Source organism: Pseudidiomarina marina (assembly GCF_044807045.1).
In the GTDB taxonomy this organism is placed as follows: domain Bacteria; phylum Pseudomonadota; class Gammaproteobacteria; order Enterobacterales; family Alteromonadaceae; genus Pseudidiomarina; species Pseudidiomarina marina.
This window is the reverse complement of the sequence record NZ_CP085233.1, coordinates 777,881-801,596: the sequence shown is the minus strand read 5'-3', so window position 1 is coordinate 801,596 and position 23,716 is coordinate 777,881. Positions and strand designations below refer to the sequence as shown.

24 protein-coding genes are annotated in these 23,716 nt (G+C 47.3%); 9 read left to right on the top strand and 15 right to left on the bottom strand.

The annotated features are described in order from the left end of the window. Positions 1–5: 5 nt before the first annotated feature. The 3 genes from LG272_RS03810 to nudC all read right to left on the bottom strand — a co-directional run bounded on the left by LG272_RS03810 (position 6) and on the right by nudC (position 3,129). Positions 6–1,064 (bottom strand): efflux RND transporter periplasmic adaptor subunit, encoded by a 1,059-nt coding sequence (locus tag LG272_RS03810; RefSeq protein ID WP_404409738.1) that lies wholly within the window; start codon positions 1,062–1,064, stop codon positions 6–8. Positions 1,065–1,181: 117 nt separating this feature from the next. Continuing rightward, positions 1,182–2,258, bottom strand: a complete 1,077-nt coding sequence (hemE, locus tag LG272_RS03805) for a uroporphyrinogen decarboxylase (RefSeq protein ID WP_126760179.1) — start codon at positions 2,256–2,258, stop codon at positions 1,182–1,184. 49 nt (positions 2,259–2,307) lie between these two features. Next, entirely contained in the window at positions 2,308–3,129 is an 822-nt protein-coding gene (nudC, locus tag LG272_RS03800) for an NAD(+) diphosphatase (RefSeq protein WP_404409737.1), read from the bottom strand. Positions 3,130–3,217: 88 nt separating this feature from the next. Between nudC and rsd the strand changes: the two genes are divergently transcribed. Continuing rightward, positions 3,218–3,688, top strand: a complete 471-nt coding sequence (gene rsd / locus LG272_RS03795) for a sigma D regulator (protein WP_126760177.1) — start codon at positions 3,218–3,220, stop codon at positions 3,686–3,688. A 22-nt stretch (positions 3,689–3,710) separates the two neighbouring features. On the opposite strand, the gene LG272_RS03790 is transcribed toward rsd, so the two are convergent. Beyond that, a complete protein-coding gene (locus LG272_RS03790; RefSeq protein WP_126760176.1) occupies positions 3,711–4,490 on the bottom strand; it encodes an FKBP-type peptidyl-prolyl cis-trans isomerase in 780 nt (259 codons plus the stop codon). 87 nt (positions 4,491–4,577) lie between these two features. Here LG272_RS03790 and LG272_RS03785 point away from each other — a divergent pair, with 87 nt between their 5' ends. Both LG272_RS03785 and LG272_RS03780 read left to right on the top strand, forming a co-directional pair. Continuing rightward, entirely contained in the window at positions 4,578–4,811 is a 234-nt protein-coding gene (locus LG272_RS03785) for a SlyX family protein (protein WP_126760175.1), read from the top strand. A 67-nt stretch (positions 4,812–4,878) separates the two neighbouring features. Then, on the top strand, positions 4,879–5,757 hold the full coding sequence (locus tag LG272_RS03780) for a phosphoribulokinase (RefSeq protein WP_126760174.1): 879 nt from the start codon (positions 4,879–4,881) through the stop codon (positions 5,755–5,757). Here the strand turns inward: LG272_RS03780 and LG272_RS03775 are convergent. The 8 genes from LG272_RS03775 to rpe all read right to left on the bottom strand — a co-directional run bounded on the left by LG272_RS03775 (position 5,754) and on the right by rpe (position 13,281). Then, positions 5,754–6,602: a 23S rRNA (adenine(2030)-N(6))-methyltransferase RlmJ gene (locus LG272_RS03775; RefSeq protein WP_404409736.1), complete on the bottom strand. Its 849-nt coding sequence runs from the start codon at positions 6,600–6,602 to the stop codon at positions 5,754–5,756. The genes LG272_RS03780 and LG272_RS03775 overlap by 4 nt on opposite strands. After that, positions 6,603–7,016 (bottom strand): OsmC family protein, encoded by a 414-nt coding sequence (locus LG272_RS03770; protein WP_404409970.1) that lies wholly within the window; start codon positions 7,014–7,016, stop codon positions 6,603–6,605. 37 nt (positions 7,017–7,053) lie between these two features. Then, complete coding sequence (gene astD / locus LG272_RS03765; protein ID WP_126760172.1) at positions 7,054–8,523, bottom strand: succinylglutamate-semialdehyde dehydrogenase; 1,470 nt, start codon at positions 8,521–8,523, stop codon at positions 7,054–7,056. Continuing rightward, the gene (gene astA, locus LG272_RS03760; protein WP_404409735.1) at positions 8,523–9,551 is read right to left on the bottom strand and encodes an arginine N-succinyltransferase; all 1,029 of its coding nucleotides are present in this window, start codon (positions 9,549–9,551) and stop codon (positions 8,523–8,525) included. The genes astD and astA overlap by 1 nt, the downstream gene beginning before the upstream one ends. Positions 9,552–9,569: 18 nt before the next feature. Then, positions 9,570–10,784 carry an aspartate aminotransferase family protein gene (locus LG272_RS03755; protein ID WP_404409734.1) on the bottom strand — a complete coding sequence of 405 codons (1,215 nt, stop codon included), beginning with the start codon at positions 10,782–10,784 and terminating at the stop codon, positions 9,570–9,572. A 211-nt stretch (positions 10,785–10,995) separates the two neighbouring features. Further along, positions 10,996–11,583, bottom strand: coding sequence for an aminodeoxychorismate/anthranilate synthase component II (locus LG272_RS03750; protein WP_126760169.1), 588 nt, complete (start codon positions 11,581–11,583; stop codon positions 10,996–10,998). Between the two features lie 3 nt (positions 11,584–11,586). Further along, the gene (gene trpS / locus LG272_RS03745) at positions 11,587–12,591 is read right to left on the bottom strand and encodes a tryptophan--tRNA ligase (RefSeq protein ID WP_126760168.1); all 1,005 of its coding nucleotides are present in this window, start codon (positions 12,589–12,591) and stop codon (positions 11,587–11,589) included. Between the two features lie 15 nt (positions 12,592–12,606). Next, the gene (gene rpe, locus LG272_RS03740) at positions 12,607–13,281 is read right to left on the bottom strand and encodes a ribulose-phosphate 3-epimerase (protein WP_126760167.1); all 675 of its coding nucleotides are present in this window, start codon (positions 13,279–13,281) and stop codon (positions 12,607–12,609) included. 139 nt (positions 13,282–13,420) lie between these two features. Here rpe and LG272_RS03735 point away from each other — a divergent pair, with 139 nt between their 5' ends. Continuing rightward, positions 13,421–13,723 (top strand): hypothetical protein, encoded by a 303-nt coding sequence (locus LG272_RS03735; RefSeq protein ID WP_126760166.1) that lies wholly within the window; start codon positions 13,421–13,423, stop codon positions 13,721–13,723. 6 nt (positions 13,724–13,729) lie between these two features. Further along, a complete protein-coding gene (locus tag LG272_RS03730) occupies positions 13,730–13,966 on the top strand; it encodes a DUF2970 domain-containing protein (RefSeq protein ID WP_404409733.1) in 237 nt (78 codons plus the stop codon). Here LG272_RS03730 and prlC read toward each other — a convergent pair. Continuing rightward, the gene (prlC, locus tag LG272_RS03725; protein WP_404409732.1) at positions 13,941–15,998 is read right to left on the bottom strand and encodes an oligopeptidase A; all 2,058 of its coding nucleotides are present in this window, start codon (positions 15,996–15,998) and stop codon (positions 13,941–13,943) included. The genes LG272_RS03730 and prlC overlap by 26 nt on opposite strands. A gap of 121 nt (positions 15,999–16,119) precedes the next feature. Between prlC and LG272_RS03720 the strand changes: the two genes are divergently transcribed. After that, on the top strand, positions 16,120–18,414 hold the full coding sequence (locus LG272_RS03720) for a S9 family peptidase (RefSeq protein WP_404409731.1): 2,295 nt from the start codon (positions 16,120–16,122) through the stop codon (positions 18,412–18,414). On the opposite strand, the gene LG272_RS03715 is transcribed toward LG272_RS03720, so the two are convergent. Continuing rightward, a complete protein-coding gene (locus tag LG272_RS03715) occupies positions 18,411–19,133 on the bottom strand; it encodes a M48 family metallopeptidase (protein WP_404409730.1) in 723 nt (240 codons plus the stop codon). The two genes, LG272_RS03720 and LG272_RS03715, sit on opposite strands and share 4 nt — an antisense overlap. A 114-nt stretch (positions 19,134–19,247) precedes the next feature. On the opposite strand from LG272_RS03715, the gene gorA reads away from it, so the two are divergent. Then, positions 19,248–20,600 carry a glutathione-disulfide reductase gene (gorA, locus tag LG272_RS03710; RefSeq protein WP_404409729.1) on the top strand — a complete coding sequence of 451 codons (1,353 nt, stop codon included), beginning with the start codon at positions 19,248–19,250 and terminating at the stop codon, positions 20,598–20,600. On the opposite strand, the gene LG272_RS03705 is transcribed toward gorA, so the two are convergent. Beyond that, positions 20,597–21,271: a DNA-3-methyladenine glycosylase I gene (locus LG272_RS03705; RefSeq protein WP_404409728.1), complete on the bottom strand. Its 675-nt coding sequence runs from the start codon at positions 21,269–21,271 to the stop codon at positions 20,597–20,599. The genes gorA and LG272_RS03705 overlap by 4 nt on opposite strands. Before the next feature lie 105 nt (positions 21,272–21,376). Between LG272_RS03705 and LG272_RS03700 the strand changes: the two genes are divergently transcribed. Continuing rightward, complete coding sequence (locus tag LG272_RS03700) at positions 21,377–22,123, top strand: PepSY domain-containing protein (protein ID WP_404409727.1); 747 nt, start codon at positions 21,377–21,379, stop codon at positions 22,121–22,123. After that, positions 22,120–23,712 (top strand): PepSY domain-containing protein, encoded by a 1,593-nt coding sequence (locus tag LG272_RS03695; RefSeq protein ID WP_404409726.1) that lies wholly within the window; start codon positions 22,120–22,122, stop codon positions 23,710–23,712. The genes LG272_RS03700 and LG272_RS03695 overlap by 4 nt, the downstream gene beginning before the upstream one ends. The last annotated feature ends 4 nt before the right edge of the window (positions 23,713–23,716 follow it).

Sequence of the window (23,716 nt, the reverse complement as noted above, 5' to 3'; positions counted from 1 at the left end):
GTGTGTTAGCCCTCCCGAACTGTGACAGCAACGCCATCGCGCAGACGTACCATTCCTTCGGTTACGATTTTGTCACCCGGTTGAATGCCGTCGATAACCTCGACGATGCCAGGTTTGCGGCGACCTAAAGTGACCAAGGTCTGATGTGCGATATTATTTTCATCAATCACGTAAACATAAGTACGGTCATTGATAGGTACAATAGCTTTTTCTGGCAGAATCATCGCTTCATCAACGCTGCGCAGCAAATTAACTCGCAACAGCATGCCGGGGCGTAGCTTGTTGTCGTCATTTGGTAGTGTTGCGCGAACTAAAATCGAGCGCGTTAACGGATCGACGCGCGAGTCGATACTGCGAATTTCGCCAAGGAACTCTTCGCCTGGATAGGCACCACTGCGCGCAGCAACCGTTTGCCCGACACGTAAACTGGCAAAGAAGAGTTCAGGAACGTTGAAATCCAGTTTCATTGGAGTGACATCATCAAGGGTTGTGATTTGCTCACCTGGCGACACCAAAGAGCCAACACTGACATGACGAATTCCAAGTCGACCGTCAAAAGGTGCAACAATGCGCTTTTGCGCCAACCGAGTTTCCGCAACCTCTAGTTCGGCAATGATTTCTTTGACTAGCACGTCTTGTGCTTCAAGCTGTTGTTGTGATGCCGCATTTTGACGACGCAAATCAACTAAGCGTTGATACTGTCGATTTGCTTCTGCTAGTCGAAATTTTAATTCTTGAACAACCGCATTTTCTTCGCGGGAATCGAGTTCAACTAATACATCGCCGGCTTCAGCTACGTCACCGTCATCAAAATGTACGGCCATGACAATATCTTGCGCCTGAGCGGTAACAACAATTGACTCATTGGCTTGTGCAGTACCGAGCGCTTCAATCACATCGCGAAATTCGCTAATTTGCGCGGTTTGTACGCGCACCGGAACGGCGTTCTGTGGTCGCTCGTCTTTGCCTGCATTAGGGTCTGCAAAACCGAAAAAGTACGCTGCAGCGGCTGCTACAAGTACAAGTATAATAGTGATCGGATTAAATAAATTTCGTGCTGCCATAAATCCCTCAGGTTACCACTTTGGCTTCATGTCATGGTCTGACACTATTGTAACCTAGGGATTCCATGCGACATCCCCGCTCATCGGACAATAAGCGGGGTTTACCGCAAATAGCAGTTACTTATGGTAGGCAGGGCTTAGCTTGTGTACCGCTTCAATGAAAGCCGCAGCGTGATCTGGATTGACTTCTGGATGAATGCCATGCCCTAAGTTAAAGACATGGCCATGACCCTGTCCATAACTTTCTAATATCGTTGCAACTTCTGCTTCAATGCGCGCTGGCGGAGCGTACAACACACTCGGATCCATATTTCCTTGCAATGCAACCTTATCGTTCACGGCTACTCGTGCAGTACCCAAATCAGTGGTCCAATCGACACCTAAAGCATCACAACCGGTCGCGGCCATATCTGCCAGCCAAGCACCACCATTTTTGGTAAACAAAGTTACCGGCACCTGTCGACCATCGGCGTGGCGAGTTAGGCCGTTTACGATTTGCTGCATGTACTTTAATGAAAACTCACGATAATCACGCGGGCTTAATACACCACCCCATGTATCGAATACCATCACTGCTTGAGCACCTGCTGCAATTTGTGCATTCAAGTAGCTGGTCACTGATTGAGCTAGTTTATCTAACAATAAATGCATTGCCTGTGGTTCGCTGAACATCAGCTTTTTTACTTCACTGAAGTTTTTGGTGCTACCGCCTTCAACCATGTAGGTTGCCAGCGTCCACGGGCTTCCAGAAAAACCAATCAATGGTACTTGGCCATTCAATTCGCGGCGAATAGTGCGCACGGCATCCATTACATAGCGAAGCTCTTGTTCCGGATCTGGTACGCCAAGCTTCTGAATACTCGCGATATCGCGAACGGGACGTTCAAATTTCGGACCTTCACCTGTTTCAAAATACAGCCCCAGCCCCATCGCATCTGGAATGGTTAGAATGTCTGAAAATAAAATAGCGGCGTCTAACGGAAAGCGACGTAATGGTTGCATAGTCACTTCGCAGGCAAGCTCTGCGTTCTTACACAGCGCCATGAAGTCGCCAGCCTGTTTACGCACTTCACGATACTCTGGCAAGTAGCGCCCCGCTTGGCGCATCATCCAAATAGGTGTGCGTTCAGTAGGCTGACGCAAAAGCGCACGAAGATACAGATCGTTTTTAAGTTCAGACTTTGCTTCAGACATTATAGCTATCCAAGTTACCCTTTAAATTTTGCCGCATATTTTACCAGCATTAGGAATTTCTTTCCTGATCAATTTCAGCTTTTAGGCGTTTAATCAGTTTATTTGCGATGGTTCCCTCTTGCGGTATTCGCGGTAGCTTATTGATGTCGAACCAACCACCTTCTTCTAGTTCAAACGGATCAATACGAATATCGCCGCTCTCCCATTCGGCAATAAACCCAATCATGAGTGAATTCGGGAATGGCCACGATTGGCTGGTAACATAGCGCGGATTTTTAATGCGTACGCCAGCCTCTTCCATCACTTCGCGGATGAGAGTTTGCTCGAGTGGCTCGCCAGCTTCAACAAAACCCGCTAACACCGAATATAAACCCTCGGGATGCCGCTTACCGCGAGCCAAGAGAATTTGGTTATTTTTACGAATCGCAACGATGATGCATGGCGAAATACGAGGGTAGCAGCGATGCTGACAACTATGGCAGTGCATCGCGATTTCCCAGTCAACCGCTTGCATGCGCGCGCCACAGCGTCCACAAAACCGGTGAGTGGCTAGAAAGTCGGCGATTTGTTTCGCTCTTGCTGCCATAGCAAACAACTCATCATCAGAACCAATAATTAGCTCTCGAACACTCAAAAACTCACCCACTGCATTAAAATTGGTATCGCCGTAATCAGCAATGACTAAGTAACAATGACGCTCTCGCAATTCGCCAATAAACACAGTTTTGTATTCATTTAGATCAGGCAATGGTAAGTCTTCAAGAAGGCCATGCGGTATCTGTTTGGCTTCGGTCATTAATAGTTCGCCACCGGAGATCACAAACCACCATACAGGTTCGTCTTGCGCTGGGCGTTGGTATGGTTTCGTCATGTAAAATAACCTGCAAGTCAGCGAAAATAGTTGACGCTAGCTTAGCATCATCAGTAGATTGGTGGCTATCAATCAAACGGAGAAAGACATGTTAAAGCGTAACGAGCAAGCCAAGCAACGCTGGGGAGGCGCCCACGCTGCCGTGGATACTTGGTTACAAGAACGACAAGCCATGCTTATTGAATACTTCAAACTGGCAGGTCTACCACCCTATGAACGTGAGGCACACGCGCTTCCAGCCGCGCAAGATATTACGCATTTCTGCGAATTGCTCATGGATTACATTTCAGCGGGACATTTTGAAGTGTTTGACACCATCATTCGCAATAGTCAAAAGGCTCCTAAATCAACCCGTGAGCTCGCTGATGAAATTTTCCCATTAATTGGTGACACAACCGAGATTGCGCTTGATTTTAATGATAGCTATGGCGAGGTGACGCCTGAGTCTGAACTGAATGGGTTTGATCGGGATTTATCGAATTTAGGTGAGGCACTTGAGTTACGGATGGAATTTGAAGACCGCCTATTGAACACGCTAGAGCAGCATCAGCTACTCTAGCGTGACCTGAGCGAAGTAAGAATTATTGCTTCGCTTCAATCTCTACTGTTTCTTCTTCTGTTGCTTCCGGATCAACAATGTTGAGCAGTTCAACTTCAAAGATTAACGTCGAGTTCGGTGGAATTTGACCATTACCAGCGCCACGTTCACCGTAAGCAAGATCGGATGGAATAACAAAACGATACTTATCGCCAACGCTCATCAGCTGAACGCCCTCAGTCCAACCAGCAATAACACGATTCAATGGCAACACTAGCGGCTCGCCGCGGTCTACTGAGCTATCGAATACTTCACCGTTTACCAACGTGCCGTGATAATGAACTTCAACTAAATCAGTTGCCGACGGTTGCGCACCACCTTCAGGCCCTTCTTGCAACACTTCATACTGTAGGCCCGATTCAGTAACGGTAACGCCTTCTTTCTTAGCATTTTCTGCCTGATAAGCTTCACCTTCTGCTTGAGCTTTACCACCAATAACCGTTGCCGTTTGCTCAGCAATTTGAGTTTGCATGGTTGTAATCAACTCTTCAGCTTCTGCTTGTGAAATTTTTGCATCGCCTTTAATGGCATCAACAAAACCAGCAATAACTAGTTCTCGGTCTAAAACAAACTCAGCTTGTTCTTGACGCTCAAGTGTTTCACCAACGTATTCACCCAAGGTTGAACCGAATGCGTAGGCCATTTTGTCTTGCTCAGCCTCTGGTGCTGATTCACTTACAGGAAATTTTTCCTGCTGCTGCATACAGCCAGTTACGGCAAGTGCGATTATTGTCAGCGCCAAAGGCTTTTTAAATTGCTTCATTTATTGTCTCCAGGATTGAATTCTCTGTCAGAGTAAGTTGTAATTCGTCGCGCTGAATATACTACACACAATTAGGGGTGTTTGCCTATGGCTGCGCAACACGAACATGATCTATCACGACGTATCGCCGATTTAGAAAGCCAATTGGCATTCCAAGAAGATACCATTGAAACATTGAATCAATTGGTGACGCAACAAGCGGGTGAATTGCAACATCTACAACGTAAGATGCAATTATTGATCGAAAAGTTCCAACAATTAAACGATAGAGAAGGTGGCACATCGACAAACCCTGCTGACGATATTCCACCGCATTACTAATCTGAACAAAACTTGACCGAGTGTAGCTGACCCCGTATAACATTCTTTCTACGTTTTCGGAGGTTTCATGTCGGTTCAACACCCTATCATCGCAGTTACTGGTTCATCAGGGGCCGGTACAACCACAACCAGTCAGGCTCTGCGGCATATTTTCCGCTCATTAAATGTTGAGGCTGCATTTGTGGAAGGTGATAGTTTTCATCGTTATTCTCGACCTGAGATGGAATTAGCCATTCGAAAGGCGCAAGAGCAAGGTAGGCACATAAGCTATTTCGGTCCTGAAGCAAATGATTTCACCCGGCTTGAAGCTCTGTTCCGAGAATACGGGGCAATCGGAAATGGTGAAATTCGACGTTATTTGCATAGCTTCGATGATGCCGTGCCATACAATCAAGTTCCGGGTACGTTCACGCCGTGGGAACCATTACCGAAAGATACCGACCTACTTTTCTACGAAGGCTTACACGGTGGCGTCGTCGGTGAAGGCTATGATGTTGCCCAGCATGTTGACTTATTAATCGGCATGGTGCCGATTGTTAACCTCGAGTGGATTCAAAAATTACTCCGCGATACTTCTGAGCGCGGTCATTCAAGAGAAGCCGTAACGCAAAGTATTGTGCGCAGTATGGAAGATTACATTCATCACATAGTGCCGCAGTTTTCGCGTACTCATATTAACTTCCAGCGGGTACCGACTGTTGATACGTCGAATCCGTTCAGTGCGAAAGACATTCCGTCATTAGATGAAAGCTTTGTGGTCATTCGTTTTCGCGGCATGAAAAATGTCGACTTCCCGTATTATTTACGCATGATTGACGGGGCGTTTATGTCACGTATGAATACCTTAGTGGTGCCGGGAGGCAAAATGGTGTTTGCGATGGAACTAATATTAGCCCCACTGATTGAAGAGATTTTGGAGAAACAGCGCGGCATTAACCGCGCTTAAAGCCAGATACTTTGATATTCTGCACCGCGATCTTGAGCCAACAACGGTGTTAAATAATCCATTATTTCGTTCACTTGCTGAGTTAGACCAAACGGCGGATTAATAAATAGTATGCCGCAGCCATTTAGCTTGGTTCTATCTACTGCTGTACGAATTAATAAATCAACTGCAAATACCTTCTCGACCCCAGCAATTGCTTTCACTTTTTGATGGAAATCGCCGATAGCTAACGGATCTTTAATTGGATACCACACAGCGTATATACCGGTTGCCCAGCGCCGCACACCATCGGTAAGCGCGCGCACCACTTGGTCAAATTCATCGCGCTGCTCAAACGGTGGATCAATGAGTACCATGCCACGCTTTTGTGGTGGCGGTAGTAACGCTTTTATCGCACCATAACCATTGGTGTGCTCTAACACCTTGATTTGCTTTGCCGCAGGAAATTCGTTGCGTACGTTTTCAGCGAGGGCTCCGCTGTCTTGCGGATGCATCTCACAGAGAGTTAAACTGTCTTGCGAGCGCAAATGCTGAGCGCTAAACCAAGGCGAACCTGGGTACCAACGCAGCTCGTTCGGGCTATTTACTTCTTTAACAAAATTAACATAGCGTTGAATGGCATCGGGTAAATCATCGCGCGATAATAAACGCGCGATACCATCAATTGCTTCACCCGTTTTTTGCGCTTGTTCACCTTGCAGATCATACATACCGATTCCAGCATGCGTATCAAGCAGCCAGAACGGTTTCTCTTTCTGCTGCAGATAATCCAGCGCAACACATTGAAGAACGTGCTTGAAAACATCGGCAAAGTTGCCGGCATGGTAACTATGCCGATAATTCATTTAGGCATTCTCGCCTTCATTTTCAATTGCGTAGCTGTGCGTCACTTTTACCGATGCTTCGAGCATTTTAGCGACCGAGCAGTACTTGTCTGCTGACAGCGCCACCGCCCGCTCCACATGCTTTTCAGCAACATCTGTACCGGTGACAATGAAGTGAAGATGAACGTGGGTAAATACAGCAGGAACTGTGTCGGCACGCTCACCTTTTACTTCACATTGAACGCCAGTTACTTGCTGACGCGCTTTTTCTAAAATACTAACCACATCAACCGAGGAACAACCACCAGCGGCCATCAAGACCAGCTCCATTGGGCTTGCGGCTTCGGTTTTATTACCATCCATTGTCACCGCATGGCCTGAGCCTGATTTGGCCTCAAACACTAAACCGTCACGCCAATTTACTGTTGCATGCATGGTCGCCGCCATTTATTACTCCTCGCTTTATTGTCCGTTAGAATTTAAGACCAGGTGCTAATTTCTCTGGCAAGCTGACATGTTCAGCTTCTACTGAGGCAACCGGGTATGCACAGTAATCAGCGGCGTAGTACGCGCTAGCACGATGATTACCGCTCGCACCAATGCCACCAAATGGTGCAGCACTACTGGCACCAGTAATTGGCTTATTCCAGTTCACGATACCGGCACGAATGCGCTTGAAGAAGTAGCGATAGGTTTCTTCGCTGTCGCATAAAATACCTGCTGAAAGGCCGTATTTGGTGTTATTCGCTTCTTCAATTGCCGCATCAAGGTCGGTGTAACGATAAACTTTTAACAACGGACCAAAGTGCTCGATATCCGGCATTTCAGTTACCTTGGTAACGTCTAAAATACCTGGTGTTACGAAGCCTAGGTTATGGTCTTTCTGCAACATTTTCAGCAGCACTTTAGCGCCAGCGTCAATCAAATCATTTTGCGCTTTGACCATATCCGCAGCTGCTTTTGCCGAAATCATCGCACCCATAAATGGTTGCGGATCGGCTTCATAGTCGCCAACTTGTATGTTTTCAGTCACTTCAATGAGGCGCTTCAATATTGCGTCACCTTGTGGGCTCTTCTCGATAAATAAGCGACGCGCACAGGTACAACGCTGACCTGAGGTAACAAAAGCGGATTGCACAATATCGTGCACCGCAGCATCAATGTCAGCAACATCCTTGACGATCAACGGATTATTACCGCCCATCTCAAGTGCTAAAATTTTATCTGGGCGTCCAGCAAATAATTTGTGAAGCACATGCCCCGTGTTTGACGAGCCAGTAAAAAATAAGCCATCAATTTGTGGGTGCGCCGACAATGCTTTGCCGGTATCAACTAGGCCTTGAACTAAATTCAGCACACCGCTTGGAAGCCCTGCTTTTTCCCACATTTTCACCGTAAACTCGGCAACTTTCGGCGTCATTTCGCTTGGCTTGAATATGACTGTATTACCAGCCAACAACGAAGGGACAATATGACCATTTGGTAAATGACCAGGGAAGTTATATGGGCCGTAAACAGCAACAACGCCGTGTGGTTTATGACGCACAAACGCCTTCGCACCTGGCATGGTATTCTCTACGGTACCTGTGCGTTCGTGGTAAGCACGCTCAGAAATGGCTACTTTACCAATCATCGCAGCGACTTCGGTCAACGTTTCCCACACTGGCTTGCCTGTTTCTTCAGCAATAATGTGTGCAAATTTTTGCTTATTTTCTTCCAACAATTCAGCGAAACGCTTACAAATAGCTAAACGTTCTTCAAAGCTTTTATCTGCCCACGCAATGAACGCTGCGCGCGCAGCCATAACAGCGGCGTCGACCTGCTCGTCAGTTGCGGCTTTCGCTTCCCAAATAATTTCATTGCGAGCTGGATCAATTGATTGAAATAACTCGCCTTCACCGGCAACCCAGTTGCCATTGATAAATAAATTCTGTTCAGACATTAGTTTGCTCCTGTCAATGTGACAAATCGAACGTAATCGCCTTCTTGCACACGCAGCGCAGCAGCCGCTTCGGCGTCAATAATGACTTGTTCGTGCTGTTCATCAAGTTGTGTTTGAATGGCACGAAACTCAGCAACATTCGTATTACATACAATGAATCGAGGCTTATCATCAGCAACCTTTCCAATGGTTACTGGTAAGCGCTTACTATCCCTAACGCTCTTAATATTCGCCACGTCGGCTTCGACGGTCGGACCGGCATCAAAAATATCGATGTAGCCACGACTACGGAACCCTTCGCTTTGTAGCATACGCAAAGCTGGGCGTGTATTCTCATGAACTTTGCCAATAACTGCTTGTGCTTCTGGTGGCAATAGTTGCACGTAAATAGGTAGCTTCGGCATCAATTCATAGACAAAGGTTTTCTCGCCTATACCTGTTAGGTAGTCAGCTTGGGTGAAATCCATTGAGAAAAAGTTTTTCTGCAACCAACCCCAAAATGGTGATTCACCATTTTCATCCGATACGCCTCGCATTTCGGCAATCGCAATATCGCTAAAGCGGTTGCGAAACTCGGCCATAAATAACATACGAAAGCGCGATAGCACGCGACCATTCATATTTTTGCGAAATGGTTCACGCAAAAACAAAGTGCAAAGTTCACTTACGCCAGTGTAATCGTTACATAACGTTAATGTTTCGAGTGCATTGTAGATATCTAGCTCTTTAGAGTGATGGACTACTTTGCCAATATGATAATGATAGAAGGCATCGGTGAGGCCTACCGCGGCCTCAATTCCACTGCAACCGACAACCTCACCGGTGTCCGTATCTTCCATGACAAAGAGATAACCTTCTTCACCCGGCTCACTCACTTGCTCACGCGCAAACGCTTCTTGCGCGCGCGCAATGCGACGACGCAGCAAGGCCTCGTCGACAGGCAATGACGTGAAACCATATCCAGACTCAACTGCACAGGTGTAAAGCGCCGCATAATCCTGCGGCGTAATCGGACGCACCACTAACATAGCGTGTCTCCGCTTCAATTAACCAGCAAGCTTAGCAACAGCTCGTTCAAATCGCGCCAAACCTTCAACAATATCTTGCTCAGGAATGATCAGCGACGGCGTAAAACGAATCACACTTGGGCCAGCAACTAACACCATCGTGCCTTCGTCAGCCGCAGCATTTAGAAAATCACGCGCTTTACCTTCAAATTGCTCGGTTAATTCAGCACCCAACAACAAGCCTTTACCACGGATATCTTTGAATACGTTGTATTTGTCGTTGATTTTCTGCAGAGCATCTTTGAACAATTGCTCGCGTTTCTTAACGCCCTCAAGCACGTCATTGGTGTTCACCACGTCAAACACCGCTTCGGCAACAGCACATGCCAATGGGTTACCACCATAGGTGCTACCGTGTGTACCTGGCTTCAAGTGTTGCGCGATTTCTGTTGTGGTTAGCATGGCACCAATAGGGAAACCACCACCAAGCGCTTTCGCCGTTGAGAGAATGTCTGGCGCAACACCAAGCTGTTGATAGGCATACAAGCTGCCAGTACGACCAAAGCCAGTTTGAACTTCATCAAAAATCAAGAGCGCATTGTATTTATCGCACAGTGCGCGTACGCCTTTAACGAAGTCTACGTCAGGGCTAATGACTCCGCCTTCACCTTGCAACGGCTCCATCATGACCGCGCAGGTTTGCTCTGACATCAGTTTCTCAAGGGCTGCGAGGTCGTTGTAATCAACATGTTCTACCGCCCCTGGTTTCGGTCCAAAACCTTCTGAGTAAGCTGGCTGGCCGCCAACCGTTACAGTAAAGAAAGTGCGACCATGGAAGCCTTTGTTGAAAGCAATAATTTGGTTCTTATCAGGACCGAACTTATCGAGTGCCCAGCGACGTGCTAATTTCAAAGCAGCTTCGTTCGCTTCCGCACCAGAGTTTGCGAAATAGACGCGCTCGGCAAAAGTCGCGTCGGTTAATTTTTTCGCCAAGCGAATAGCTGGTTCATTGGTAAATACGTTACTTAAGTGCCAGAGCTTGTTACCTTGCTCGGTTAACGCCTTCACCATAGCGGGATGACAATGACCTAAACAGTTCACGGCAATACCGCCAGCGAAATCGACGTACTCTTTACCTTCTTGGTCCCAAACGCGAGAGCCTTCACCTTTTACCGGAATCATTTTTGCCGGGTTATAGTTAGGTACCATTACGTCATCGAAGAGTGCGCGATCGACTTTATTCGTCGTTGTCATATGTATCCCTCATTGCTATTCAAATCGGTTCAAATTGACCTTCAAAAGAGGCCGTGTAAAGTGGCTATATTATTGCAGAAAAAAGCATCGCTGTCGTGCTTGAGGTACAGAAAAAGTAGGGGTTTTAGGTAACTTAGCTTGATTTGCAAGCGCCTTGCATAAGTATGCAGAAGCGCCTATTTTGGATGAATATCTAACGCCCTAAATTTACTCAAATTAGGTCGCAAAACTCTAAAAATCGCTGAAAGATGGCATGCCCATGTTCGGTTTCGATCGCTTCTGGGTGATATTGAACACCCCAAACTGGCAGACTCACGTGACGTATTCCCATCACCTCTTGTTCACCGCTTGCTCGATTCACCCAAGCATCCACAATGAGTTCGTCTGGTAACGTGTCGTGGTCGAGAAGTAGAGAATGATACCGCGCGACTGTAAATGGCGACGGCAGGCCTTGAAATAACCCCTGATTGTTGTGATGAAGTTCGGAGGTTTTCCCATGCATGACTTGTTTGGCGCGCACGACCTGCGCACCAAACACTTGTCCAATCGCTTGATGACCTAAGCAAACACCCAGTAAGGGAATTTGACCCGCAAACTGTTCGATAACTGGCAACGAAATACCGGCCTCATTTGGCGTGCATGGCCCAGGCGATATGACAATACCGGCTAGCGGTAACTGGTTTATCTCTGCAAGGCTAATTTGATCATTACGAACAACTTTGACGTCGGCATTTAATTCACGCAAATAGCGAACCACATTGTGCGTGAACGAGTCATAGTTATCGATCATTAACAGCATAAGTTATGGCCGCGGTACAAACCCAATCACGTCATACACTTGACGCAGCGTTTGCGCTGCATGCGCGCTTGCCGCTTCAGCACCTTTTGCCATCACGTGGTCCAGATAAGCGCGGTCATGGCGCAACTCGTTGTAGCGCTGTTGAATTGGCTCCAGCATAGCAACAACAGCTTCCGCCGTATCACCTTTCAAGTGACCATACATTTTGTCTTCGTACTCTGGCACCAGATCAGCAATTGAACGACCGGTTGCTGCCGACAAGATGGATAATAAATTCGATACGCCCGGCTTTTCTTCGGTATCAAAGTAAATACGTGCCTGCTCATCAGAATCCGTTACGGCACGCTTTAGCTTCTTAGTAATTTTTTTCGGATCTTCTAACAACCCAATGAAGTTATTCGGATTATCGTCCGATTTCGACATTTTCTTGGTTGGGTCTTGCAAGCTCATAATTCGAGCGCCAACTTCCGGAATAAATGGGTCAGGTATCGTAAATACCTCGCCATAAAGGTTATTAAAACGCGTAGCGACATCACGAGCGAGTTCAAGATGTTGCTTCTGATCATTACCGACTGGCACTTCATTGGCTTGATACAATAAAATATCAGCAGCCATGAGTGCAGGGTAGGTATACAAGCCTGCATTTATATTATTGGCGTGACGATCCGATTTGTCTTTGAATTGCGTCATGCGATTCAACTCACCCATTTGGGTATAGCAGTTGAGAACCCATGCCAATTGCGCATGTTCCGGCACATGCGACTGAACAAAAATGACGCTTTTCTCTGGATCAAGGCCGCATGCCATGTATAAAGCCAGCCCATCTAAGGTTGCTTCTCGTAGTTTTTCGGGTTCTTGGCGAACCGTAATTGCGTGTAAATCAACCAACATAAAGCGGCAGTCATGAGTGTCTTGCATTTTTACCCACTGACGTAGTGCGCCAATGTAATTACCAATTGAAAGTTGTCCAGATGGCTGACAGCCGCTAAGTACAATGGGTTTACTCATATTCTGTATGTTCCGTTATTTAACTATTGTTGCAAGCTGTTGACGCATTTCGTCAATCACTTGCGCATAATCAGGTTGATTGAAAATGGCTGAACCAGCAACGAACATATCGGCGCCAGCTGCAGCAATTTCAGCGATGTTATCAACTTTCACGCCGCCATCAATTTCAAGACGGATATCGCGACCACTGGCATCAATAATTTGTCGCGCCTGACGCAATTTATCTAACGTGGCTGGGATAAAGGCTTGGCCGCCAAAACCGGGGTTCACTGACATCAACAAAATGACGTCAACTTTATCCAGAACATAGTCGAGGTAATGAAGTGGCGTGGCTGGATTAAACACTAACCCAGCTTGGCAGCCCGCCGCTTTGATTTGCTGTAAAGAGCGATCGATATGTGTTGATGCTTCTGGATGAAAGGTAATAATTGAGGCGCCAGCAGCAGCGAAATCATCAATCATTCTGTCAACCGGCTGAACCATCAAATGCACATCAATCGGTGCGGTAATACCATAGTCACGCAACGCTTTGCACACCATCGGGCCAATGGTTAAATTGGGCACGAAATGGTTATCCATGACATCGAAATGCACAACGTCTGCGCCGGCCGCAAGAACGTTCTCAACCTCTTCGCCAAGCCGAGCAAAATCTGCTGATAATATCGATGGTGCGATTAGAAAGTCGCGCATAGGCACCTCACCTGTTAAAAAGTCGCCATAGTGTACCAAAGGTTAGTGCGCTTAGCAGTCAAAAAAATACGCGAATTAGCTTGGCAGTAGCGCCTTTTTCCTGCTATTTTATGAGTTCATTTATTAACCGGAGGTTCCCATGAAACTGTCAGCGATGTCAGTCATAGTGGCTACAAGCATTGTGCTCACTAGCGCAATGGGGGCTTCTGCGTGGCATACACAGACCAGCAAGTCGCTCGAAGAGTGTCAGGCGCTGATGCAAAATAGCGAACAACCAAATGCTCAACAAGTTTGCCAAGCACAACAGCAAAATGTGACATGGGGTAGTTGGTTTAGTGGTAAAAGCCGTTCAACTCAGTTTCATTTCTTAGATTTATTCGAATTACTGTTTGGTTCGTCAGAATCGAGCAAGCGTGATTACAACCGTCCAATCAGTGGTTAAGCTGCAATGTCTTTCGTTAAGACAAGAGCCAAAAAAAATACCGAACAGCCGAACAAACCTTCCGTTTTAGACATTATCATCAGCGTACTAGCTGCGTTGTTTGGCGTTCAGTCTGACAAGAACCGACAGCGCGATTTCAATCACGGTAATCCAGTGATTTACGTCGCGGTCGGTGCCGTATTTGTCATCTTGTTTGTGCTAACACTCGTACTTGTGGTTAGCTGGGTTGTTCCAAACTCGTAATGCCCGAGTGGCGAAGCAACGCATCAACTTGCGGCTCACGACCACGAAACTCTTTGAACAACACCATTGCTTCACGCGAACCACCTCGTTCTAAAATGGCACGTAAAAAATCCTGCCCCGTTTCGCGATTGAAAATGCCTTCTTCTTCAAATCGTGAAAAAGCATCGGCGGATAATACTTCTGCCCACTTATAGCTGTAGTAACCAGCGGCATAGCCACCGGCGAAAATATGTCCAAAACTGTGTTGGAAGCGATTGTAAGCCGGTGGTTTGCGCACAGCAACTTCATCACGCACGGCATCCAACGTCGATTGAATGGTATCCCCGTGCTCTGGCTTGTAGTCGCGATGAATGCGTAAATCGAACAGGCTAAACTCTAACTGCCGCGCCATTTGCATCGCCGACTGAAAGTTTCGTGCCGCTAGCATGTTATCTAATAATTCTTGTGGCAATGGCTCACCGGTTTCATAGTGACCCGAAATCATCGCCAAAGCTTCTGGCTCCCAACACCAGTTCTCTAAAAACTGTGACGGTAATTCAACTGCATCCCAAGCCACACCATTGATTCCTGACACACCAGCTACGTCAACTTTGGTCAACATATGGTGCAAGCCATGACCGAATTCATGGAATAATGTGAGCACTTCGTCATGGGTAAATAACGCCGGTTTATCACCGACCGGCTTATTAAAGTTACAGGTGAGATAAGCAACGGGTAACTGCAACGCATGATTTGCGGTAATCCGTCGCACCGCACACTCGGCCATCCATGCGCCACCACGCTTACCTGATCGAGCGTATAAATCTAAAAAGAAACTACCACGTACGTCACCGTTGTTATCGGTAATTACAAAATAGCGTACATTCGGGTGCCAAGAAGCAACGCTGTCTTGCTCCTCAATGTGAATCCCAAATAGCGTTTGTACAACGTTAAACAAGCCTTTAACAACTTGATTCTCAGGGAAGTACGGGCGTAATTGCTCATCAGAAATGGCGTAGCGTTGCTGTTTCAACTTCTCGCTATAATAAGCAACATCCCAAGCATTCAATTCATTCACGCCATAGTGTTCACGGGCAAAATCGAGTACTTCTTGATAATCCGCGCGCGCCTGAGGCAACGAACGCTGTGCTAAGTCTTGTAAGAACTGTTCTACCTGCGTGGTTGATTCGGCCATTTTCGTCGCCAATGACAGTTCTGCATAGTTTTCAAAACCGAGTAAAACGGCCAATTCATGACGCAGTGCCAATGTTTCGGCCATAATCTGCGAGTTATCAAATTGCCCTGCTTGTGGTCCTTGATCCGAGGCGCGTGTGGTAAACGCTTCATACAAGGTGCGCCGCAATTCACTATTATCGGCATAAGTCATCACCGGCAAATAGCTTGGAAAATCTAACCCAAAGCGCCACCCTTTTTGCTCATTCTCTTCGGCTGCGGCTTTAGCGGCGGCAATGGCACTCTCTGGCAATCCTGCTAGCTCACTTTCATCAGTGACTAAATAGTGCCACCCGTCGGTTGCGTCGAGTAAGTTATTACTAAACTGCGACGAGAGCTCTGACAATTTTGTCTGAATTTCTGCATAACGTTTTTTCTGCTCTGCCGGCAGGGCAATACCGGAAAGTTCAAAGTCTCGTAACGTATCGGTAATGACTTTACGCTGCGCTTCGGTCAGCTGATTGAACTCCTTGCTCTCTTTTAGCCATTTAAAGGCAAGATACAGTCCTTCATGCTGGCCCACGAAAGTGCCATATTCAGATAATAACGGCAGACATTGGTCATGCGCTTCGCGCAATTCCTTTGAGCTCACCACAGCATTGAGATGTGATACGGGTGACCAGCTGCGTTCTAACAAGTCATCAACTTGCTCAAGGGGTTCAACGAGGCCATCCCAAGTGAAGTCCCCTTTCTCAATAACCTCAGCGATGGTTGCCTTACAATCACGAATGCGTTGCTCAATTGCTGGCACAATGTGCTCAGGTTGAATCGCTTCGAATGGCGGTAAATGGTAATCGCTGAGCAAAGGGTTTTGACTCATGGAACTTCCTCTTGAATAATGCGTGAATACTTTTGTACTGATCTTTTACCGATTTTCTAAAAGTTAGATATGGGGTGCTCGGTCGAATATCAAGGTCAGCACGCAACAACAGGGAATTACAATGACACAAAATACATCCTATTGGCTACGCCAAACTTTCACTGCAGTGACTGCGGCGATTTTTATCTCTGGTTGTAGTTCGTTACCAAGCATGAGTGATACGAGCACCGCATCATCATCGCAAGGCACTGAAGCGTTACAATTCGACCAGTTATACGGTGAAGGTAAGTTCAATGCACGAGGCGTTGGCCCAACGCGTTGGCTTGCAAATGGTAGTGGTTATACCGTGCTTGAAACGGCCGAAAATGGTGGTCAAGATCTCGTCAGATATCATCCTGAAACACAACAACGCACGGTGCTTGTAGAGGCGGATAACTTGCGCCCTAGCGCAACTGAAGAACCGTTAAACGTTGCAGACTACAGTTGGTCTGAAGACGGCAAGAAATTATTAATTTTCACCAACACCAAACGCTCATGGCGCACTCACACCCTTGGTGATTATTGGGTTTACAACCTATCGAGCAAACGCCTTCAAAAGCTTGGCGGCAAGGCTGAACCGTCAACACTGCAATTTGCAAAGTTTGACCCACAAGCAACCCGTGTTGCTTACGTGATGAAAAACAACATCTATGTTGAAGACTTGAACTCAAAGAAAATTACCCAGCTGACCAAAGACGGTAACGAAACCATTGTTAACGGCACCTTCGATTGGGTCAACGAAGAAGAATTTTTCTTACGTGATGGTTTCCGCTGGAGCCCTGACGGCCGTTCAATTGCGTATTGGCAGTTGGATACCGAAGGAACGCCGTTGTTTACCATGATCAATAACACCGATTCGTTGTATCCAACGCTCAAACAATTTCCATATCCGAAAGTTGGTGAAACCAACGCAGCCATGCGCATTGGCGTGATGCCGGCAAATGGCGGCGATACGACATGGATGAAAGTGCCGGGCGATCCTCGTCAAAATTATTTAGTGCGGATGCAGTGGGCCGGTAATAGCTCACAATTGCTAATTCAGCAACTGACTCGCTCGCAAGCAGTCAATAAAGCCTACCTAGCCAATGCACGCTCTGGTGCGGTGCGCGAGTTATTGCAAGAAGTGACTGAGAGCTGGGCTGAGTACGTTGATGACTTACAGTTTATTGACGGCGGTAAATCATTCACCTGGTTAAGTGAGCGCAGTGGTTTTCGTCATATCTATGTCGTACAGCGAGATACAGGGCGCTTGAGTACAATTACCCGTGGTAACTGGGACGTCATTGAAGTACTTCAAATTAATGAAGACGACGGTTGGGTTTACTTTATTGCATCGCCGGAAACACCATTAGAGCGCTATTTGTTCCGTGCGAGCCTTGATGGTAGCGGTAAACTAGAGCGGTTAACGCCAGATCAACCAGGTACCCATAGCTATCAGCTCTCAGCTGATGCCAAGTACGCAGTACACACCTATTCAGACGTTGATAACATGCCTGTGGTCGACATGATTTCACTGCCCGACCATCGCCGTATTCGTGTCATCAAGGATAACCAGAATGCGCAAGATGCGTTTGATCAATTGAAACGCGGCATGTTTGAGTTCTTTCAAGTGGAAGCGCAAGACGGCTTAAAGCTCGATGGCTTTTTGATGAAGCCGGCTGACTTCGATGCCAGCAAAAAATATCCAATCGTGTTCTATGTATACGGTGAACCTTGGGGACAAACCGTTGCAAATAGTTGGGGCGGTGAGCGCTTTTTATTCCATACCTACTTAACTCAGCAAGGCTACATTGTTGCTTCGGTCGATAACCGCGGGACCCGTTCGCCGCGCGGTTTTGAATGGCGCCGTTCAATTTATAAAAATCTGGGTGACATTACCGTTCGTGATCAGCACGATGCACTCCAAGCCATGTTAAAGCGCTGGGATTTCATTGATGGCGATCGCGTGGGCATTTGGGGACACAGTGGTGGCGGTTCACAAACCTTGAACGCATTGTTCCGCTACCCAGAAGCCTACCATGTCGGGATGGCATTAGCGCCAGTACCTGATCTCACCCTTTACGATACGATTTATCAAGAACGCTATTCAGGCTTGTTGCCCGAGTCGGCAGACCGTTATCGCGAAACGTCAGCAATTACTCACGCGGCAAACCTACAAGGTGATTTGTTATTGGTGCATGGCACCGGCGATGACAATGTTCACTTTCAAGGTTCCGAGCGCTTAGTCAATGAATTGATAAAGCATGGTAAGCAATTCGACTATTTTGCCTACCCAAATCGTACCCACGGGATTAGCGAAGGCAAAGGCACCACGCAACATTTACGCACCATGATGGTCGAATTTTTGAAAGAGAATTTACCAGTGAGTGCACCTTAATCATCACTGTAATCTAAATACTGGTTGTTCAGCACGGTTACGCCGTGCTGACGCAACCACTGTTCAGCCTCTTCATAATCCGGCGAATGCGTCGCCACCAATTGCCAAAATGCTTTACTGTGGTTGAACTCGCGCAAATGGCACAATTCATGAATCACCACGTTGCGTACAACCCATTCTGGCGCCAGCCATAACTTCCACGTGAAACGCAGTTCGCGTTTACGCGTGCAATGACCCCATTTACTGGTGAAGTCACCCACTGACCAGCCGGCGGGAGTTAACTCGTGAGTTTGCGGCCACGAATCGAAAAAAGCATCGAGCCACGCTCTGGCCTCAGTTTTGTACCAATCAATGATCGTGCGCTTCGGTTCATGATCACGATTACTGCGTGCCGTGGTGGTTACAAATAATTCGCTGCCGTAGCGTTGTGCTGTTTTGCGCGTGGCAACCGCTACTTTGAGTTTTAACGGTTGCCCCAGCCAGCGCAAACGTTCACCCGACTGCCATTCACGCGGCGTTAAGCTTGCAAGCCGCTTTTGCTGACGATTTAAATGCTTTGAAATCCATTCGTGCTTCTGTTGCACAAAGTCGGCAATGGTCGCCTCTGACATATGCCAAGGAGCCTGCACTTCCAATTTTCCTTGGGCAACTTTTAGGGCTAAGTTGCGCCGTTTCTTGCTGCGATTGATTTGGTAGATAAGGCTCATCGATTTTTTCATTGGTTAATTCTGTTCATTGGCGGGCTGTTGCATTGCACCCGCTGTCTTTTTCGGCGATCATAGCCTGATTCACATTATGAACCATTACTCTAGCATGTCACAGGAGTTGAGCACATGACCCGACATTATGATTATCTTGCCATTGGCGCCGGTAGCGGCGGCATTGCATCAGCTAACCGAGCAGCAATTCGTGGTGCTAAAGCAGCCGTTATCGAAGCTAAAGCAGTTGGCGGAACCTGTGTCAACGTCGGCTGTGTTCCGAAAAAAGTCATGTGGTATGGCGCACACATTGCCGAGGCCATCAAATACAGTTCAGCGTACGGCTTTAATATCGAACAAAAAGGTTTCGATTGGAGTACCTTAGTCAAAAATCGCGAAGCCTACATTGAGCGTATTCATGGCGGCTACAAACGGGGTTTTGAAAGCAATGGCGTTGATTATATCGAAGGCTTTGCGCGCTTTGTGGATTCACGCACCGTTGAAGTAAATGGTGAGCACATTACCGCAGACCACATTACCATCGCGGTTGGTGGCCGAGCGATGATCCCTGTCGTGCCCGGCGCAGAGTATGGTATTGATTCTGATGGATTCTTTGCCTTAACTGAACGCCCCAACAAAGCTGTAGTAGTTGGCGCCGGTTATATCGCTGTTGAAATTGCTGGCGTGTTGCATGCTCTTGGTTCCGACGCGCATTTATTGGTGCGCGGTGATCGTCCATTGCGTTATTTCGACCACGACATTACCGATGCTTTGCTTGAACGCCTCAAGCAAGATGGCCCTACGTTACATACCGGCTGTATTGTTGCACGAGTCGAAAAGAATAATGATGGTTTACTCTCTATCCACTGTGACAACGGTGAATTGATTGAAGGCGTCGATTGCTTAGTTTGGGCGATTGGTCGTGAACCGGCTACTGATAAGATTAATCTAGAGGCTGCCGGTGTGACCGCCGATGCCCATGGTTTTATCCGCACCGACAAATACCAAAACACCAACGTCAAAGGCATTTATGCCGTCGGCGATATTACCGGTGAGGCACAGCTCACACCAGTTGCGATTAAGGCAGGTCGCCTGTTAGCCGAGCGTCTATTTAATAAAGACATGCCTGATGCACATATGGATTACAGCCAAATTCCGACAATTGTGTTTAGTCACCCAACCATTGGTACTGTTGGCTTAACGGAAACCGAGGCCCGCGAAGTACATGGTGATAACGTGAAAGTGTATCGCTCGCAGTTTGCGGCAATGTACAATGCCGTAACACCACATCGCGCGCTGAGCACATTCAAACTCGTTTGTGTTGGTCCTGAAGAGCGTGTAATCGGTTTGCACGGCATCGGCGAAGGGATGGACGAAATTCTGCAAGGCTTCGCGGTTGCCATGAAAATGGGCGCCACAAAAGCCGATTTCGATGCCACGGTTGCACTTCATCCAACCAGCGCCGAAGAATTTGTGACGTTGCGCTAACCTTTCACATCAATCGTCATGGACAATATTCGAGACAGATGGCTGTACGGCAGCCCTGTCTCGCTGTGCCATTGATTAAACGTATCTTGAATTTGCTTTGCGCCGCGACGGCTATACGGCGACGCATCAAGTAAGTTGTGATTACGCAACGCCGTTAGGTTATCTGGGGTTAATAGATAGCCATCCCAACCAAGGCGCCGTAGTACGTGCTGTGCCGCCGTGCCACCTAACCGAGCGCCATGCTGTTTAAAGAATCGAAGTAACTCAGCCTGCTCTGCTGATGGCCACTGCGCTAAAAACTTACCGAAACTACCATGTTGCTCAGCCACTTCAACAATCATGCGAGCATTGACTGGAACCGTCGCGATTTTTTGCAAATTGCGCACAATACGTTCGTCACGCGCCAGCTCATCAAGGCGTTCTGGCGGCACTTGTTGCCAATATAATGGTAAAAAACCAGCAAAAGCAGCTTCAAACCCCGCCCACTTATTTTCAATAACGCGCCAGGCGAAGCCAGCGCGAAACACACAGCGCGTCATTTCAGCAAGCACCTGATTATCTGAAACGTTTTCAAGATCATTTTTGGTTGCGAGCTGTGGCATGCGCTGTTTAATTGCTTGCTCGCCGCCGTGACGTTTCATGGCGCGCTCATAGAAATAATCAAATTTCATTTTTTCTCATCATCTTTATAGGAATCAGCATCAAAGTTTTATACCATTTGTTAGTTACAATAAACGGAATCACCTACCGTTTCATCCATTAATCTAGAGTACCCTATGACAATAGCAGCCGGGCAGGCGAAACAGAGTTCGAGTAAGTGGCGAGTTTGGCATCGCTGGTTATCACTAATATTTGGCGTACAGATGGTTATTTGGAGCGTAAGTGGCGCCTACATGGTGTTCTTCGAACTCAGCTTTATTCACGGCAATCACCTCGTTCAATCCACTCCGCAAGAGCTACCAAACGCGACGAGTGTACGCTCGGTGCAAGATGTGATTGATGCCTATCCCCGCGCTCGCGAAGTGACATTGCAATCGGCATTCGTCGACGGCGAATGGGTTGCTGTATATAAAATATTTGCGCACCGCCAGACCTTTTTAGTGAATGCTCAAACACTGCATACGGTAGAATTTAATGAAGCTGATATCCGCGCTAATGCAGAGCGACTATACGCCCCGAGCAAGCCGGCTCCCATTGAAAGCGTTTTATTGCTAACGCAGAATGCACCATCTGAAATCAGCCCAAGCTTGTTACCTATTTGGCAAGTTAATTTCGACGATTTTGGCAGCTCTAGCTTTTATATGTCGCCAATTACCGGTGAACTAATTACCAAACGTCATGATTTCTGGCGCGGCTTTGATATCTTCTGGATGTTACACATCATGGATTATGAAACCCGTGAAGATATCACCAACTGGTTACTTCGCAGTTTTATTCTTGGTACTGGCCTTTTGAGTATCACCGGCATTGTCTTGTTGGTTTTCACCATTGGTCGCTCACGTCGTAAAGGAGCGCAATCATGATGCGCTTTGCTCAATGGCTTCATCGCTGGGTTGGGCTTGTTTTGCTCATTCAAGTGGTATTGTGGGTTGTCAGTGGCTTTTACTTTTCGACACAAGGGCATCATGCGATGTCTGGGCACCAATACAAAGTAAATCCTACCGGGTTGGTTATCCGCCACACTATGCCAGAAATTGGTATTGACGAAGTTTGGCAGCGTTATCCGCACGCGCTGTCAATCAAGCTCTATCGCGTTGCAGATGAGCCACAGTATCGCATTGAACTTGCATCCGAGCGTGTCTATTTACACGGCGACACCGGCCAACCTTGGCATACTAACGCTGAACAAGCGAAACAGTTAGCAGTTGCCACCTACGATGGTCCCGGCAGCGTAAACTCAGTGGTGCCGATTACCGAAACAAATGAATTAGTCGATTGGAGCGGCCAAGGTTACCAAGTTTTATTTGATGATGACCTTAACACGCGTGTTTACGTTGATGCAGCTAATGGCCAAGTCATTGAGCATCGCAATACGCCATGGCTCATTGCGGATTGGGCATTTAAATTGCACTTTATGGACTATTCAGGTGCACGCAGCTTTAACCACTTATTAATTTATACCGCTGCGCTGTTAGCCTTGTGGTTTACGTTATCTGGTGCCTTGTTATTGGTGCAAAACCTGCGTCGCGGCGATTTTAATCCGCGGCGCAAACCGACACTATTAGAATCGCTGCAGCATCAAAATAAACCGATTGCTAGCGGCTGCGGAGGCGGCGGTACCTGTGGCTTATGTAAGGTGAAAATAACTGAGCCAACAACTGTGACCACGGCCGAAAGTCATCTGTTAACGGCAACAGAGCTAAGTGCAGGAATTCGACTTGCTTGCCAACATCGCGATCATGGCCAAATTGTCACGTTGTTAAATGACCAGGTGCGCGACTTTGAGCTGACCCTAGTTGGTAAATATGAACATTCTGAGGCCATTACTGAAATGGTCTTCGATAGTGCGCCTGTCTGCGACTATCAAGCGGGACAATTTATGCAATTTAAAATACCCACCGCCAATAGCGGCGCGCTGTTTCGCCATTATTCCTTTGCGACCAAGCCAGGCGGCAATCAACAGCTTCACTTTTTGGTTCGCCATGTACCTGGCACCAAAGAGTTTCCGCGAGCAGGTGTTGGTTCATCTTATTTGCTAAGTCTACAGGTCGGCGATTCGGTTAACGCTTTTGGCCCATTTGGCGACTTCGTTGCCACGGATTCCAGCGAAGCTAGTCGTGAGCAAGTTTATATTGCTGGCGGTGTAGGTATCGCGCCAATTCATGCCCTAGTTGCAAATGAGCACGCAAGACAACGTCACCTGTTTCATGGCGCGCGCACTGAGGAAGAACTTATTTTTGCCAATGATTTTCGTGCCGACGCGTCCTTACATTACTATCCAGTGATAGATAAATTTGTACACGAAGAAGTAGCGACGTGGTTGGAGCAGAACCCTGGCGATTATGACTTTTATGTCTGCGGCCCGCCGGCAATGCTAGCGGCCACACTGCAACTGTTGGCAGACAAAAAAATACCGAAGTCTCGCATTCGTTACGACGACTTCGGTATTTAACTTA